The sequence below is a fragment of the Streptomyces sp. NPDC051582 genome (assembly GCF_040681715.1).
Classification (GTDB): Bacteria; Actinomycetota; Actinomycetes; order Streptomycetales; family Streptomycetaceae; genus Streptomyces.
The window spans coordinates 29,639-44,505 of sequence record NZ_JBFAZJ010000038.1 but is presented as its reverse complement, the minus strand read 5'-3'; the positions used below and the strand labels follow the sequence as shown (position 1 = coordinate 44,505).

The following is a 14,867-nucleotide window of genomic DNA, read 5'->3' as shown; positions in this document are numbered from 1 at the left end:
GTGTCACGCGGGCAGGTGCCGGGACCATCGCACGGGCAGGGCGGCCACCCCCCTGAGCATGGCGCCCGGGCGGCGTACGAGGGATTCGGGCGCGGCGTCGAGGGCGAGGTCCGGCAGCCGCCGCAGGAGCGTCCGCAGGGCGGTCCGTCCTTCGAGGCGGGCGAGCGGGGCGCCCAGGCAGTGGTGGATGCCGTGGCCGAACGCGAGGTGTCCCCGGGCGGGACGCCGGATGTCGAAGCGGTCGGGGTCGGGGAAGTGCCCGGGGTCGCGGGAGGCGGCGGCCAGGGAGAGCATCACGCTGTCGCCCGCCGGGATGCGGACCCCGGCGATCTCCACGGGCTCGGCGGCGTGCCGGAAGGCCGCGGCGGTGACGGGGCCGTCGTGGCGCAGCGTCTCCTCGACGGCGCCGTCGATCAGGCGCGGGTCGGCGCGCAGCGCGGCGAGCTGGTCGGGGTGGCGCAGCAGGGCCAGGGCCGCGCTGGAGATGAGGTTGATGGTGGTCTCGTGTCCCGCGACGAGCAGGAGGAAGGCCATGCCGAGCAGTTCCTCGGGGGAGAGCCCGCCCTGCTCGCCGGAGGCCAGGACCAGGGCGCTCAGCAGGTCCGTGCCGGGGGCGCCGGCCTTGGCGGCGATGAGTGCGGCGAAGTACGCGCTCATCTCGCCGGCGGCGGCACCCGCCGCGGCGGGTGAGGAGGGTGCCACGAGCTCGGTCGACCAGGAGTGGAAGTGGTGCTGGTCGGTGAGGGGGACGCCGAGGAGTTCGCAGATGACGGTGAGCGGCAGCGGAAGGGCGTACCCGGCGACGAGATCTGCGGCGCCGGCCGGCGGGAAGGCGTCGAGGAGGCCGTCGGCGATCCGCTGGACGCGGGGCCGCATCGCCTCGACGCGTCCGGCCGTGAACTCGCGTGCGACCAGGGAGCGCAGGCGGGTGTGCTGGGGGGCGTCCGTCTGCAGCATGTTCAACCCGATGGCGTTGCCGCCGTCGCTCTCCCATGTCGCGGAGTGCCGTATGTCGTTGCGCAGCCGGGGGTCCGTCAGGGCGGCGCGCACCTCGTCGCGTCCGAGGACGAGCCAGACGTCCCCGCTGCCGGGCACGTGGACGCGGGGGACGGGTCCCTTCCCGCGCAGGGCGGCGTAGACGGGGTACGGGTCGGCGGTGAAATCGGCTCCCCGGGGGGCGAGTTCGTCGAGCGTCGGTGTGGCGGGCATGGCCGTTGCCTTCCTCCTCGAAGCAAACGGGGACTGGTCCCCGTTTCGTCACTCGGGAACGCTACCCCACGGACCGGGGAGCCGGCCGCCCGTGTCGGGGGAGTCCGCCCCATCCGGCCGCGCGGCCTGCGAAAACCCTTTGGCGGACCGCGGTGAGCGCTGATAGCCTCCTGGAGGCCGTGCGAGAGAACGAGGAGGTGGTACCCGTGGACGCAGTATCGACATGGGTGCTCCCCTCCGGGGTCACGGTCGGGCGGTAGGTCGTCCGGGAGCGCCGTTCAACAGCCCTCCCGAAAGGCACGACCGTGCAATTCACTTCTGAACAGCGCCTCGACGACGGTGTCCTCGAACGCGAATTCACCCTCGGCGAGATCCCCGGAACCCTGTGGACGCCCGCGTCCGCCACTCCGGTCCCGCTGATCCTGATGTCCCACAACAACGGCCTTCCCAAGGCGGACCCCCGGCTGGTGGCCAGGGCCCGGTACACCGCGGCGCGTGGCTACGCGGTGGCCACCATCGACGCCGCCGGGTGCGGTGACCGTCCCCGTTCCGCCAGCGACGAGCAGGCCCGTGCCGACCTGCGGAGGGCGATGCAGGCCGGCGAGCCGGTCGACGAGATCTTCGAGTCCTTCATCGGTCCGCTGGTCGAAAACGCGGTCCCGGAATGGCGGACCGCTCTCGACGCCCTTCTTGAGCTGCCCGGGATCGGCGGGCCGGTCGGGTACTCCGGGGGGTGGACGGCCCTCGGCATCCGGCTGGCGGTGGTCGAGCCGCGCATCGCCGCCGCGGGCTTCTTCGCCGGCGGGTACGTGCCACGTGCCCAGCGCGAGGAGGCGCGGCAGGTCACCGTTCCGCTGCTGTTCCTGCTGCAGTGGGACGACGAGGGGAACCCCCGGCAGCGGGCCCTGGAGCTGTTCGACGCCTTCGGCAGCAAGGAGAAGACCCTGCACGCCAATCTGGGCGGGCACACCGGCACCCCGTGGTTCGAGCTGGAAGACGGGTGCCGGTTCCTGGACCGACACCTGAAGTGAGGCCGGGCCGTCCGCCGTCCGCCGCTCGGCGGGTGGCGGACGGTGGGTGGCGGGCGGCGCCGTAGGGGACCGCGACCGCCGGTTCCCCCGTGGTCGTCTCGTTCCCCGTGTCGGAACGGGCGAATCCGGGACCGGTCTTGAGTGGAGGTCTCAGTCGACGAGGACGGTCATCTTGCCCAGCGCCTCACCCGCTTCCATGACACGGTGGGCTTCGACGATCTCGTCGAAACGGAAGATCCGTGTCGGTCGTGCCGACAGGGCTCCGGACTCGACCTGGGCGTAGATCGCGTCCAGCGGAACGTCGGCGAGCGGGAAATCGGGGCCGCCCAGGACGAAGGCGCTGCCGAAGAAGCTGAGCTGCACACCGGACGGCAGGTCGGTGATGGGGTCGAAGTCGCGTACGGGCTCGAAGCCGCCGAGGAAGCCGAGTTGGCAGACGCGGCCGCGCGGGCGGACCACGGCCAGGGAGTCGCGCAGGACGCTGTTGCCGACGAGGTCGAACACCGCGTCGACGGCGCCGTCGCCCCTGCTGACCCGGCCGGCCAGATCGCCGTCGTCGATGAGGACCTCCTCGGGGCCGAGTTCCTTCAGGAGCGGCGCGTGCGCGGGTTTGCGCGTGGTCGCGAGGACCCTCGCTCCGTGCGCGACGGCGAGGTTGACGGCGGCCTGGCCCAGGGAGGACGTCGCTCCGCGCACCAGGACCCGCTCGCCCGGGCGCAGGGCGAGGTTGCCGAACAGCCCGTTCCACGCTGTCGCGTAGACCTCGGGAACGGCGGCCAGCTCGGCCCACCCCAGCGACGAGCTCACCGCGGCCACGTTGGTGGCCGGTACGGTGACCAGCTCCGCGTAGCTGCCGTTTCGGGTGCGGCCCATGCCGCCCAGGATCGCGACGACGGGGGTTCCGGCGGGGAGGCGGCCCGAGGGATCCGCCTCGACCAGGCCCGCGCATTCGATGCCCGGGACGGCCGCGACGTCGCCCCAGCTGCCGGCGCGCATGTACGCCTCGGCGTGGTTGAGGCCGAACGCCTTGACCCGGATCAGTACCTCTCCCTGTGCGGGCACGGGGTCGGGCAGGTGGGTGATGCGCAGCATCTCGGGACCGCCGTGGGCGGATATGACGATGGCCTTCATGGCACGGACTCCATTCTTGAATGGTTATTCAACTATTGGGGCCGAAAAGAGGGCCACCGCAGTGCGGTGGCCCTTGGAGGGGCCCGTCAGGCGAGGACGGCGAAGGCGTTGTCGACGATGGCGCGCAGCACCGTCCCGTCGGGATTCGCCTTCCCCACGACCATCAGCCCCTGGCACGTCGCGACCAGCAGCTTGGCGCTGCCGCCCGGGTCGATCGAGTCGCGGACCTCCCCGGCGGCGCGAGCGTTGCGAAGGGCCGTGGTCATGCACTGCTCCAGGCGGGCCAGGTGGCCGCGCACGACGGCGGCCGCCTCGTCGTCCTCGGCGGCGTCCTCGATCGCGGTGTTCACCAGCAGGCAGCCCTGCCGGCCCTCGGGGCTGAGCAGGTCGCCCACCAGTCCGTCGAAGTAGCCGCGCAGTGCGGCCAGCGAGGCTCCGGGCGCCGCCAGCTCGCCCAGCTTCTGAGGAACGACCAGCTTGGAATAGCGCTCCAGCGACCGCAGGAACAGCGTGCGCTTGCCGCCGGGGAACACGCTGTAGAGACTGCCGGGCTTCACTCCGGTCGCCCGCACGAGCTCCTCGATCGACGTGGCCCGGTAGCCCCGCAGCCAGAAGCGCTGCATGGCCTGGTCCAGGACGGCGTCGGGCTCGAACTCGCGGGGGCGGGGCATGATTCAAAAATACCTGAATGACCATTCAAGAACAAGGGGGACGGCCGTTGGCCGAGGGTCGTCGGCCACGACGCGGACCGCCCCCCCCCCGCGACACCTCCTAGCGGCCGCGTCCCCGCTGGATCTCGAAGTGGTCGATCCGCTGACCCGTCTCGGCCAGTGCGCTGACCTTCAGCTTCGGAGAGCGGCCCGTTTCGACCTCGACCGCGAGGAAGGAGTAGTTGGTGTACCGCACCCGCGACCACTCCACCGTCTCGGTCGCCTTCGAACCGCCCTTGACCCACCGGTAGGAGTCGACGGAGTCGCGGTCCGCGACGTGTCCCTCGTACGAGTCCGGCACCGGGAAGCTGTACAGCGAACGCCCCGCCGCGCCGGCCGTCACGTACACGATGCCGTCCTGCGTGGGGTCGGTGCGCTCGCCGATGGGGACCTTCCGGCCGACCTTGTCGCCCTTGATCGCGTCGGTCCGCTCGTACACGTGGTTGTGGCCGTTGATGACCAGGTCCACCTGGTGCTTCTCGAACAGCGGCACCCACACGTCGCGCACCCCGCCCTCGGAGGCGTGCGCGCTGGTGGTGGAGAACGCGCAGTGGTGGAAGAACACCACGATGAAGTCCACGTCGCGGTGGTGGCGCAGTTCACCGAGGCGCCGGTCCAGCCACGCGGTCTGCTTTCCGCCGCTGATCCCGAAGTTGGCGGGGATCTCGTACGAGACGTCGTTCGCGTCGAGCGCCACGACCCCGACGTTGCCGTGCACGAACGAGTACACGCCGGGCTGGTTGACCGGGTCCGGGCCGTTGCCGGGCAGCGACCAGCGGGCGTTCTGGCCGCCGTAGCCCTGCGGTGAGTACCAGGCCTCCATGTCGTGGTTGCCGGTCGTCACCATCCACGGCACGGTCTTGGCCACCGTCTCGGTCTGGGCCAGGAACTGGTCCCAGGCCCGCGCGTCGTAGGTGTCGCCGGCGGTGCCCGAACCGGAGGAGTCGGCGTAACAGATGTCGCCCGCGTGCAGGTGGAAGGCCGGGTTCTGGGCCAGCAGCACCGCATCGTTGCCGAGCGCGTGGTAACTCACGCCCTGGTCGCCGAAGGCGGTGAAGGTGAAGTTCTCGGCGCGCGCGGGGGCGGTGGTGAAGGTGCCGAGCGTGCCCAGGTTGCGGTGGTCGGCAGGGTCGAAGCCCTCGTGTCCGACCCCGTAGTAGTAGGTCTGACCGGGCCTCAGCCGATCCAGCCCCACGTGCAGGTAGAACTGCTCCGCCGCGGCGATCTTGCCGCCGTTCAGGACCGGGGTGCTCAGGTGGCGGACCTCGGCGTCGATCTTCACGCTCAGCGCCCAGGGGCTGGTGCCCACGCGCAGGTACGGCTTCTTCACCGCGAACGGCACCTGCCAGGACACCCGCATCTGCGTCTTCGGATCGGCGCCGTACTGCAAGTGCCGTGCGAACGGCGCGGCCAGCGCACCGTCGACACCGCGCCGCTCGGTGGAGGTGAGCACGGCCGGAGCCGCGTACGCGGGCGAGGCCGCGCCGGCGGTCAGGCCGGCGCCGGCGACGGCCGCGGTCACCGCACCCGCGCGCAGCGCGCCGCGCCGGGTGAACTTCGCACGCAGGTAGTCGTGCTGCTCGGCCATGCTCATCCGCGAGGCGAGCTTCCGCGGGATACCGAAATCGGGAAGGTCCATGGCTGCAAACCTCATCGTCCGAGACGACGCGGAGGTCTCCGGGAGGTGAACGGACGGGGGCGGAACGCCCATGAGAATCCCCGGAATTGCCCATCTTCCCGCCACCCGGGACCAACACCGGGGATGGCGGGGCGAGCGTCGACCCGCCGGTCCCGGCCTTCGGCCCGACCTGGAGAATGCCACGGTATGAACGTGTCGTCACTGTCGGGCCCTTTGACCAGAGCGCTCCGCGCCGTGCGGGAGTACCCGCGCCGGGCACCGCTGACCCTCGCCTACGTCTGCGTGCTCCTGGTCGGCCACGCCTGGCTCGGCCACGGCCTGTCCGCCGACCGGGCGGCCACCGTGCTGGGCCGTCTCAGCACCAACCTGGACAACCTGCAAGATCATCCGTTCTCGGCGCTGCTCGGCAGCGTGCTGTTCTTCGACGGAACGCTCACCGACGTCACCTCGGCCGACTTCGTGGGTACCTTGATCACCCTGGGCCTCGGCGTCTGCTGCTTCCTGGCCTGGGCGGAGCACCGATGGGGGAAGCCGCGCGCCGTGGCCGCCTTCCTCGGCGGGCACGTCGCGGCCACCCTGCTCACCGCCGTCGTCATAGCCGTCGCGCTGCGGCACGGCTGGTATCCGGCCGAGGTGCGGCAGGCCCTGGACTACGGCGTCAGTTACGGAGCCCAGACCGTACTGGCGATCGGCACGCTCGCCCTGCCCCGCCGGGGCCGTCTGCCCTGGGCCGCGTTCGTCCTCGCGTGGCCCCTCGGCGGTGCCGAATGGACCGGGCCGCTGCCGGACTTCACGACCATCGGCCATCTCACGGCTGCGGCCCTCGGCTTCGGGCTGTTGGGCGTCCCGGCCTTCAGGCGGCAACGGCTCCGCGCCACCGGCCCGTCCGGCCCCGCGAGCGACCTCGGGCCGCACCGGGGCGCCGTTGCGGAACCGACCTCGCCGGCGGCCCGGACCGAGACGCCTCCATCGCTCTGAGCTCACAGCATGACGTGCTTGACCTGGGTGTAGTCGAGGAGGCCGGACAGGGAGAGGTCGCTGCCGTATCCGGAGTGCTTCACGCCGCCGTGGGGCATCTCGGAGACGGTGGTGCCGTGGGTGTTCACCCAGACGATGCCCGTGTGCAGGATCCGGGTCGCGCGCATGGCGCGGTCGTGGTCCGAGGTCCAGACGCCGGCGGCGAGGCCGAAACGGACGTCGTTGGCCAGGCGCAGGGCCTCGGTCTCGTCGGTGAACGGCTGGACGGTCACGACGGGGCCGAAGGTCTCCTCCTGCACGATCTCGTCGCCTTGGCGCACGCCCGCCACGACGGTGGGCTCGACGAAGAAACCGGGCCGGGCGAGCCGGGCGCCGCCGGTGACGATCTCGGCGTGCGCCGGGAGGCGGTCGAGCTTGGCCCGTACCGAAGCGAGTTGGGCCGCGTTGTTCAGGGGGCCGAAATCGGCGTCCGGTTCGCTCGGCGGGCCCGTGCGCAGGGTGCGCGCAGATGCCGCGAAGGCCGCGAGGAACGCGTCGTGCACCCGGTGGTGGACCAGGAGGCGGGTGGGCGCGGTGCAGTCCTGGCCGGCGTTGTAGTAGGCGACGGCCGCGAGGGCCGCGGCCGTCGCCTCGACGTCCACGTCGTCGTGGACGATGACCGGGGCGTTCCCGCCCAGCTCCAGATGGACGCGTTTGAGGTCGGCCGCCGCGGCCGCCGCGATCTCCTGGCCGGCCCGCACACTGCCCGTGACCGCGATCAGGGCGATGTCGCGGTGGGCAGTGAGCGCCCGGCCGGTGTCGCGGTCGCCGCAGACGACGTTGAGGACGCCCGGTGGCAGGTGTGCGGAGGCGATCCGCGCGAGCAGCGCGGACGAGGACGGGGTGGTGTCGGCGGGCTTGAGCACGGTCGTGTTCCCGGCGGCGATCGCCGGGGCGATCTTCCACGCCGCCATCATCAGCGGGTAGTTCCACGGGGTGATCTGGGCGCAGACTCCGACCGGTTCGCGGCGCAGCAGGGAGGTACGGCCCTGCGCGTACTCGGCCGCGGCCGCACCCGGGAGGTTGCGGGCCGCTCCCGCGAAGTAGCGCACCGCGTCGACGATCGCGGGCAGCTCCTCGTCCCTGAACTGCCTGACCGATTTGCCGGTGTCCGCGGTCTCCGCGGCCGTCAGGGCGTCCGCGTGCGCCTCCATCGCGTCGGCGAGGGAGAGGAGGGCGCGCTGCCGTACGGCGGGGGTGGTCGTGGACCAGTGCGCGTACGCGGCGACCGCCGCGGAGACGGCGGCGTCGGTGTCGGCCCTGCCCGAGCGCGGCGCGCGGGCGTGCACCAGGCCGGTGGCGGGGTCGGTCAGTTCCATCGTCTCGCCGGACGCGGCGGGCCGGTCCACGCCGCCGATGTGGTTGAGCAGCTCGTCCGCAGGGGTGTCGGTCACGGCATCAGCCACGGCGCAGCACCTCCTCGGCGGTGTCGCGTCCGGTGCGCACGGCGCCCTCCATGTAGCCGGCCACCCACTGGTCGGACCCGCAGACGTAGAACGGCGGTTCGTGGGTGCCGTGCCGGGGACCGACGGCCATGACGTCGCCGGGGGTCCACTGGGTGACGTACCCCCGGGTCCACGGGTCGGTTCCCCACATGCGCAGGTACGTGGCGAGCGGGCGGTGCGCCTCGTCGCCGTACAGGCGGGCGATCTCACCCAGGAGTTCGGGTTCCCGCAGGTGGGCGGGTGTGCCCAGGAGCACGCCGAACCGTTCGGGCGGGACGAGGGCGGAGAGGATGCCCTCGCTCTGCGGCCAGGTGCTGCCGAGGACGCCTTCGCATTCGGAGAGGCCGCTGAGGCCGCGCTCGCGCCAGAAGGGCCTGTCGTACGCGGCGGTGAACTTGGCGGCGAGGGCCTGCCGCTGGCGGTGCAGGGAGGCGAGGCGCTCGTCGCTGACACCGGTGACGGCGACGGAGCGCAGGGGGCCGACGGGCAGGGCGCTGACGAGGGCTGCCGCGGTCAGGGTCTCACCGCCGGCCAGGCGTACGGAGCAGCGGCCGGGCGACACCGAGACCGCCTCGACCGCGGAGCCGGTCCGTATCCGCCCGTCGAGGGCGTCGGCCATGCGCAGGGCCACGGTCGCCGAGCCCTCGGCCACCCGCAGGCCCTCCCACGCCTCGTACTCGTAGTGGCCGACGCCGGGGACGGCGGCGTGTTTGCGCAGGGAAGCGAGCAGGGAGGTGCGTTCGCAGGAGCCGTCGGCGAGGGCGAGCTGTCCGATCTCCCAGAGGCGCACCACCGCCGGGGTCGCTCCCTCGGCGCGCAGCCAGTCGCCGACGGACTGCCGGTCCAGGGCGGCGGCACCGGGGTGGGACCACGGATCGTCCGGGTCGACGGTACAGGCGAGCGCGGCGAAGGCGCCGGTGGTCTTCCGGTGGCAGACGTCGTCGCCGGGCCCGAACCAGTGGGGCGGTTCGGAGGCGGAGACGCCCTCGGGGGTGGCGCGGACGAGGTCGCCGGGCTCGGCGACGTAGCTGGGGACCAGGGTGAGGCCCAGTTCGGCGACGAGGTCCGTGTAGGCGGTGTGGGACCGCCCGACCACCTCTCCGCCCAGTTGGACGAGGCGCCCGTCGGGAAGGCGGGTCTGCTCGACGCGTCCGCCGACCCGGTCGCGGGCCTCGACGACGAGGACGTCGGCGCCGCCCTCGGCCAGGTCGCGTGCGGCGGCGAGGCCCGCGAGGCCCGCGCCGAGCACGATGACGTCGTGGTTCATGGGGGTGTTCCTTCGCTGGATGCGGGAAGGCGGCCGGGACGGCGGCCCGGAGGGGTCAGTCGAGGACCAGGCAGTGTTCGGGCCTCCAGCCGATCTCGACCTGCTCGCCGCCGCTCCAGCGGTCCTCCATGCGGGAGCGGTCGGTGTTCTGTTCCAGCACGGACACCGTCACGCCCGGCGCCAGCTCGATGAGGTAGGTGGTGGTCGCACCGCAGTAGACGGTCTCGCGCACGACTCCGCCCACCCGGGCCATGCCCGGTTCGAAGTCGGAGAGCCAGATCTTCTCGGGCCGGATCGAGAGGCTGACGGCGGTGCCGTCGGGGACCGCGGACCGAAGGCCGACGGGCAGCGAGGGGCCCTGGTCCAGGTGGACCTCGCCGGAGCGGTAGGTACCGGGGACGAGGTTCGAGGTGCCCATGAACGAGGCCGTGAAGGTGCCGGCGGGGCGCTCGTACACGTCCTCCGGCGTGCCGCACTGCTCGATGCGGCCCTCGTTCATGACCGCGATGCGGTCCGACATGGTCAGCGCCTCGTCCTGGTCGTGGGTGACGAAGACGAAGGTGATGCCGACCTCGCGCTGGATCTGCTTGAGTTCGACCTGCATCTGGCGGCGCAGTTTCAGGTCGAGGGCGGCCAGTGGCTCGTCCAGCAGCAGCACCTGGGGGCGGTTGACCAGGGCGCGGGCGAGGGCCACGCGCTGGCGCTGGCCGCCGGAGAGCGTGGGCGGCTTGCGTGCGGCGAGGTGCCCCAGCTGTACGAGGTCGAGCATGCCGGCGACGCGCTCGCGGATCTCGGCGCGGGCCACGCCCTTGCGTTTGAGGCCGAAGGCCACGTTGTCCGCGAGCGAGAGGTGGTCGAAGAGTGCGTAGCTCTGGAAGACGGTGTTGACGTTGCGCTTGTCGGGAGGCAGCCCGGTGACGTCCTCGCCGTCGAGCAGGACGCTGCCCTGCGTGGGATCGGCGAATCCGCCGATCATCCGCAGCAGGGTGGTCTTTCCACAGCCGGAGGGGCCCAGGAGGGAGAAGAACTCGCCCGGTGCGATGTCGAGGGTGACGTCGCGGACGGCGTACGCGTCGGCGGCGCCGGCGTAGCGCTTGCCGACGTGGTCGAGCCGGACCGCGGGGTGGGGGCGTGCGTGCGGGGGACGGGGAGGGTGCTGCATGGGGTCACTTCCCGGAGAGCAGATCGAGGCCGCCGCGACGGCCGAACAGGCGCGGGATGGCGAGGGCGAGGACGATGAGCGCCACGGATCCGAGGAGCATCAGGGTGCCGACGGCGTTGATGGTGGGTTGCACGCCGAACCGGATCGCCGAGTAGATGCGTACGGACAGCGGCTGCGGATCGACGCCCGTGGTGAAGTAGGCGAGGACGAAGTCGTCGAAGACGAGGGCGAAGATCAGGACGGCCGAGGCCAGGATGCTGGGGAGCAGCGCGGGCAGCGTCACCAGGCGCAACGCCTGCCGGCGGGTGGCGCCGAGGTCCATGGCCGCCTCTTCCACCTCGGGGTTCAGGGCGGCGATGCGGGAGCGCAGGATCACCGTCACGTACGAGATGGAGAACGTGATCTCGGCGAGCATCACGGTGCCGGTGGACAGCGTGATGCCCGTGCCCTTGAAGAGGAGCATCGCCGCGACGCCGGTGACGATCTCCGGGGTGATCAGCGGGACGAGCATCACCAGACCGGCGAAGGAGCCGAGCCTGCTGCGCGCGCGGACCAGCCCGAGCGCGAGGGCCACGCCGAGGACCAGTGAGCCGGCCATGGCGACCAGCGATACCCGCAGGCTCATGCCGAGCGAGTCGAGCAGTACGTCGTCGTGGAAGAAGGCCTCGTACCACCGCAGGCTCAGCCCGTGGAAGACGGTGAGGGACTTCTGCGCGTTGAAGGAGAACAGGACGACGACGCCCACGGGGAGGTAGAGGAGCGCGAAGAAGACCACCGTGACCGCGATCGCGAAGCGGGGCCGCCGCTCGGCGCGCCGGGTCATCGGGCCGCCTCCGCCTCGTCCTTGCGGGTGCGCCGCAGGTAGCCGAGCATCCCGAGGAACAGGACCGCCATCAGCAGCATGGTCAGGGCCGAGCCGAGCGGCCAGTTCTGGCCCTGGAAGAACTTGTCCTGGATCAAGTTGCCGATCATGATCTGGTCGGGTCCTCCCATGAGCTGGGCGCTGACGAAGTCGCCCATGGCGGGCAGGAAGACGAGGACGCAGCCGGCGGCGGCGCCCTGCCGGGTCGCGGGCACGGTGACGAAGAGGAAGGTCCTCAAGGGGCCGCCGTAGAGGTCGCGTCCGGCCTCGATGAGCGAGGTGTCCATCCGTTCCAGGGCCGCGTACAGCGGGATGATCATGAATACGATGAATCCGTAGACGAGTCCGGCGATGACGCCCGCGCCGGTCTGGAGGATCTTGGTGTTTTCGTCGGCGATCCCCACCGCGCGAAGGGCCCGCAGCAGCGGTCCGTCGTCGGAGAGGACGACGGACCAGCCGTACATCCGCACCAGGTAGTTGGCGAAGAAGGGGACGACGATCGCGGCGATCAGCGCGTTCTTGAAGCGCCCGCCGTGCAGCGCGATGGTGTAGGCGACCGGATAGGCCACCAGCAGGCAGATGGCGCAGGTGACGAGTGCGTAGCCGAGCGAGCGCAACAGGACGGTGCGGTAGGCCGGGTCGGCCAGCGTGGCGATGTTGTCGAAGTTGAGTCCGAAGCGCGGGTTCCCCAGCGGGTCGGTGGTGCCGAACGCGAGGGTGGCCACCAGGACGAGGGAGGCGAGCAGGAAGCCGGTCATCCACAGGGTGCCGGGGAGCATCAGCCAGGTCCACAGGCGCGCCCCCGCCGCGGACGGCCCCGGGTCCGGGCGGCCCGCCCCGGACGGTGTGCGTCGTGTCATGTCAGCCGGCCTTCACGTCGGTCCAGGCGGCGTCGCGGGCCCGCTCGCCCGTCGTGGTGCCGTTGCGGTAGAAGAGGTCGGCCCCGAGGTCCTCGGCGGTCACCAGACACTGGGGGAACGGCTCCACGAGTGCGGCGTAGGTGTCCTCGGTGCCGCGCACCGGCATCGGGTAGCCGATGTACTCGATGTTCTTCTTCACGTTCTCCGGGCGGAGCATGTAGTCGATGAAGAGCATCGCCGTTCCGGGGTGCTGGGCGTTGGCGGGTATGGCGTAGCAGTCGGAGTTGACGGGGGCGCCCTCCCGGGCGACCTCGAAGCCGAAGACCGAGGGGTCCTCGGCCTGGGCGAGCATCGCGGCCATGTCCCCGCTCCAGGCCTGCGTCATGTCGGCGTTGCCGTTGAGCAGGTTGTTGTAGCTGTCGCTGGAGAAGCCGCGCAGCCGGGGGCGCAGCGAGCGCAGGGTGTCGGTGACGCGGTCGAGTTCGGCCGGGTCGCCGGTGGAGAGTCCGAGTCCGAGCTTGAGCGCGCCCATGCCGAGCACCTCGTCCCGGTCGTCGAGTACGAAGACCTTGCCCTTGGCCTGCTCGTTCCACAGGTCGCTCCAGGAGCCCGTGAGGTCCCCGAGGCGGTCGCGGCGCCATCCGATGCCGGTCTTGTACATGGTGAAGGGGACGGTGTGCGCGGAGCCGGGGTCGTACCAGGGGTCGGCGAAGTAGCCGTAACCGCCGAACACCGCCTCGGCGTTCTTCAGCCGGCCGTGGTCGATGGTGCGCAGCCTGCCGCCGGCGGCGAGGCGCTGCGACCACTTCGCCGTGGGGAAGATGATGTCGTAGCGGTTGCCCGCGTTGAGCTTGGCGGCCATGCCCTCCATGGAGTCGAAGTTCGACTGGACGACCTTGACCCCGTACTCCTTCTGGAATCCTTCGAAGACGGCCGGATCGACGAAGTCGGCCCAGTTGAAGTAGACGAGGTCGCCGTCGACCTTGACGTCGATCGGCGTGTGCGCGGCCGCTGCCGAGGCCGGGTCGCCCTCGGATGCGAACCCGCAGCCGGCCGCCGAGAGGGCGAGGGCCGCGGTGGTGCCTGCGCGGAGGAAGGAGCGTCTGGTCAGGGGAAGTGCCTCGGGGGACATCGGGGTCCTCTCCGTAGGGGCCCGCTGCCGTGGGGGGACGGCGGGAAGGGGAACAGCGGCGGGGGAGGTCGTACGGTGGGCCGTCGTACGGTGGGAGGCCGTACGGTCCGGCGGTCGTACGGTGGGCGCGGCGGTGCGGGGCGCGGTGGTGCCGTGGTGCCCGCGCGGACGGCGCGCCTTCAGCGGGAGCGGTTCACAGCCCGGCGGCGTCGAGGTCCTCGCGGATGCGGCCGGCGAACCAGCCGACCGCCGACTCGCGGCGCGACAGGGGTCCGGGCTCGAACCCGGGGGTGGAGAGCCCCTTCTGGACGCGGGAGACCAGCTCGGCGTCCTCGTCATTGGTGATCCAGCCGATGTGGATGTTCAGGCGCCGGGCCAGCCGGGTGCGCAGGCTGGTGCCGCGCCGGGTGTAGAACGCGCCGGGTACGGCCACCCGGTCCACCGCCGTCGGGATCGCCGTCCACGCGAGGACGTGGTCGGGGTAGAAGTCGATGAGGGTGTTGGGGTAGATCACCGCGTACCGCCAGACCCTGCGGTCGGCCTCGGCGAGGCCCGGCATCGGGGCGGCGATGCGCTGGTAGAGGCGTTCGGGCCAGTTGGAGGAGGGTTTGTCCCGCAGCGGCGAGGCGAACAGGGCGTAGGACTCCTCGATGTCGCAGGTGTAGCCCTGGTAGTCGAGCAGGCGCATCAGCCCGGGATGCGCCACCGGGACGTGGTAGCCCTCCAGGTAGTTGTCGACCGCCACCTTCCAGTTGGCTTCCTGCACTTCGGCGCCCGCCAGGTCGTAGATACGGGCGCGGCCGACCGGGACCAGATCGGCTCCGGCGTAGTGGCCGACGGCCTCGGCGAGGCCCGCGCAACTCTTCGCCAGCGGTACGGCCCCGGGGTCGAGGTTGACGAAGACGAAGCCGAGGAAGGACTCGACCCGGGCCGGGAACAGGCCGAGGCTCGGCTTGTCGAGGCAGGGGATCTGCCGTGCCTCCGGGGCGCCGACCAGGCTTCCGTCGAGCCGGTACGTCCAGCCGTGGTACGGGCAGCGGATCGCCTTGCCGGCCGGTTCCGGGGCGGTCACCAGGCGGGTCCCGCGGTGGCGGCACACGTTGAGGTGGGCGGCCAGGCCGCCGTCCTCCGTGCGGACGACCAGGACCTCCCGGTCCGCCACCGTGGCGGCCAGCCGGGCTCCCGGGCCCGGGAGGTCGGATTCGTGGCAGACGAGCTGCCAGGACTTGCCGAAGACGTGCCGCATCTCGGCGGCGCCCGTCTCGGGATCGGTGTAGTAGCGGGCTGACAGGGCGGGCCCGGGAGAGTCCTGGCCGGGCGGGCCGATCGGTGTTTCTTCGGGGGCTCTGTGCTGCATCGGGTGACTCCTTGCCGTACGTGCGGCGATCGGTGTCGGCGATCG

13 protein-coding genes are annotated in these 14,867 nt (G+C 71.7%); 2 read left to right on the top strand and 11 right to left on the bottom strand.

Annotation, left to right across the window (positions count from 1 at the left end; genetic code table 11):
* Window positions 1-3: 3 nt before the first annotated feature.
* The gene (locus AB0M92_RS34105) at window positions 4-1,209 is read right to left on the bottom strand and encodes a cytochrome P450 (protein WP_366106234.1); all 1,206 of its coding nucleotides are present in this window, start codon (window positions 1,207-1,209) and stop codon (window positions 4-6) included.
* Between the two features lie 305 nt (window positions 1,210-1,514).
* On the opposite strand from AB0M92_RS34105, the gene AB0M92_RS34100 reads away from it, so the two are divergent.
* Complete coding sequence (locus AB0M92_RS34100; protein WP_366106233.1) at window positions 1,515-2,240, top strand: alpha/beta hydrolase; 726 nt, start codon at window positions 1,515-1,517, stop codon at window positions 2,238-2,240.
* Window positions 2,241-2,390: 150 nt separating this feature from the next.
* Here the strand turns inward: AB0M92_RS34100 and AB0M92_RS34095 are convergent, their stop codons facing one another.
* From AB0M92_RS34095 to AB0M92_RS34085, 3 genes are all read right to left on the bottom strand, one after another.
* A complete protein-coding gene (locus AB0M92_RS34095) occupies window positions 2,391-3,371 on the bottom strand; it encodes a zinc-binding dehydrogenase (protein ID WP_366106232.1) in 981 nt (326 codons plus the stop codon).
* Window positions 3,372-3,457: 86 nt separating this feature from the next.
* The gene (locus AB0M92_RS34090) at window positions 3,458-4,042 is read right to left on the bottom strand and encodes a helix-turn-helix domain-containing protein (RefSeq protein WP_366106231.1); all 585 of its coding nucleotides are present in this window, start codon (window positions 4,040-4,042) and stop codon (window positions 3,458-3,460) included.
* Between the two features lie 100 nt (window positions 4,043-4,142).
* On the bottom strand, window positions 4,143-5,720 hold the full coding sequence (locus tag AB0M92_RS34085; protein WP_366106230.1) for a metallophosphoesterase family protein: 1,578 nt from the start codon (window positions 5,718-5,720) through the stop codon (window positions 4,143-4,145).
* A 213-nt stretch (window positions 5,721-5,933) separates the two neighbouring features.
* Between AB0M92_RS34085 and AB0M92_RS34080 the strand changes: the two genes are divergently transcribed.
* Complete coding sequence (locus AB0M92_RS34080) at window positions 5,934-6,698, top strand: rhomboid-like protein (RefSeq protein WP_366106229.1); 765 nt, start codon at window positions 5,934-5,936, stop codon at window positions 6,696-6,698.
* Between the two features lie 2 nt (window positions 6,699-6,700).
* On the opposite strand, the gene AB0M92_RS34075 is transcribed toward AB0M92_RS34080, so the two are convergent.
* From AB0M92_RS34075 to AB0M92_RS34045, 7 genes are all read right to left on the bottom strand, one after another.
* Window positions 6,701-8,143, bottom strand: coding sequence for an aminobutyraldehyde dehydrogenase (locus AB0M92_RS34075; RefSeq protein ID WP_366106228.1), 1,443 nt, complete (start codon window positions 8,141-8,143; stop codon window positions 6,701-6,703).
* On the bottom strand, window positions 8,136-9,449 hold the full coding sequence (locus AB0M92_RS34070) for an NAD(P)/FAD-dependent oxidoreductase (protein ID WP_366106227.1): 1,314 nt from the start codon (window positions 9,447-9,449) through the stop codon (window positions 8,136-8,138). The genes AB0M92_RS34075 and AB0M92_RS34070 overlap by 8 nt, the downstream gene beginning before the upstream one ends.
* A 55-nt stretch (window positions 9,450-9,504) precedes the next feature.
* On the bottom strand, window positions 9,505-10,611 hold the full coding sequence (locus AB0M92_RS34065) for an ABC transporter ATP-binding protein (protein ID WP_366106226.1): 1,107 nt from the start codon (window positions 10,609-10,611) through the stop codon (window positions 9,505-9,507).
* A 4-nt stretch (window positions 10,612-10,615) separates the two neighbouring features.
* Complete coding sequence (locus AB0M92_RS34060; RefSeq protein ID WP_366106225.1) at window positions 10,616-11,434, bottom strand: ABC transporter permease; 819 nt, start codon at window positions 11,432-11,434, stop codon at window positions 10,616-10,618.
* A complete protein-coding gene (locus AB0M92_RS34055; protein ID WP_366106224.1) occupies window positions 11,431-12,333 on the bottom strand; it encodes an ABC transporter permease in 903 nt (300 codons plus the stop codon). Before AB0M92_RS34055 ends, AB0M92_RS34060 begins: the two co-directional genes overlap by 4 nt.
* A gap of 1 nt (window position 12,334) precedes the next feature.
* Complete coding sequence (locus AB0M92_RS34050) at window positions 12,335-13,465, bottom strand: spermidine/putrescine ABC transporter substrate-binding protein (protein WP_366106223.1); 1,131 nt, start codon at window positions 13,463-13,465, stop codon at window positions 12,335-12,337.
* A 193-nt stretch (window positions 13,466-13,658) separates the two neighbouring features.
* Window positions 13,659-14,822, bottom strand: coding sequence for an aromatic ring-hydroxylating dioxygenase subunit alpha (locus AB0M92_RS34045; RefSeq protein ID WP_366106222.1), 1,164 nt, complete (start codon window positions 14,820-14,822; stop codon window positions 13,659-13,661).
* Window positions 14,823-14,867: the final 45 nt, after the last annotated feature.

What these genes read in the sequence shown, in the direction of transcription:
- AB0M92_RS34105 (WP_366106234.1), bottom strand. Translation starts at nt 1,209, where the DNA reads ATGCCCGCCACACCGACGCTCGACGAACTCGCCCCCCGGGGAGCCGAT.
- AB0M92_RS34095 (WP_366106232.1), bottom strand. Translation starts at nt 3,371, where the DNA reads ATGAAGGCCATCGTCATATCCGCCCACGGCGGTCCCGAGATGCTGCGC.
- AB0M92_RS34090 (WP_366106231.1), bottom strand. Translation starts at nt 4,042, where the DNA reads ATGCCCCGCCCCCGCGAGTTCGAGCCCGACGCCGTCCTGGACCAGGCC.
- AB0M92_RS34085 (WP_366106230.1), bottom strand. Translation starts at nt 5,720, where the DNA reads ATGGACCTTCCCGATTTCGGTATCCCGCGGAAGCTCGCCTCGCGGATG.
- AB0M92_RS34070 (WP_366106227.1), bottom strand. Translation starts at nt 9,449, where the DNA reads ATGAACCACGACGTCATCGTGCTCGGCGCGGGCCTCGCGGGCCTCGCC.
- AB0M92_RS34065 (WP_366106226.1), bottom strand. Translation starts at nt 10,611, where the DNA reads ATGCAGCACCCTCCCCGTCCCCCGCACGCACGCCCCCACCCCGCGGTC.
- AB0M92_RS34060 (WP_366106225.1), bottom strand. Translation starts at nt 11,434, where the DNA reads ATGACCCGGCGCGCCGAGCGGCGGCCCCGCTTCGCGATCGCGGTCACG.
- AB0M92_RS34055 (WP_366106224.1), bottom strand. Translation starts at nt 12,333, where the DNA reads ATGACACGACGCACACCGTCCGGGGCGGGCCGCCCGGACCCGGGGCCG.
- AB0M92_RS34050 (WP_366106223.1), bottom strand. Translation starts at nt 13,465, where the DNA reads ATGTCCCCCGAGGCACTTCCCCTGACCAGACGCTCCTTCCTCCGCGCA.
- AB0M92_RS34045 (WP_366106222.1), bottom strand. Translation starts at nt 14,822, where the DNA reads ATGCAGCACAGAGCCCCCGAAGAAACACCGATCGGCCCGCCCGGCCAG.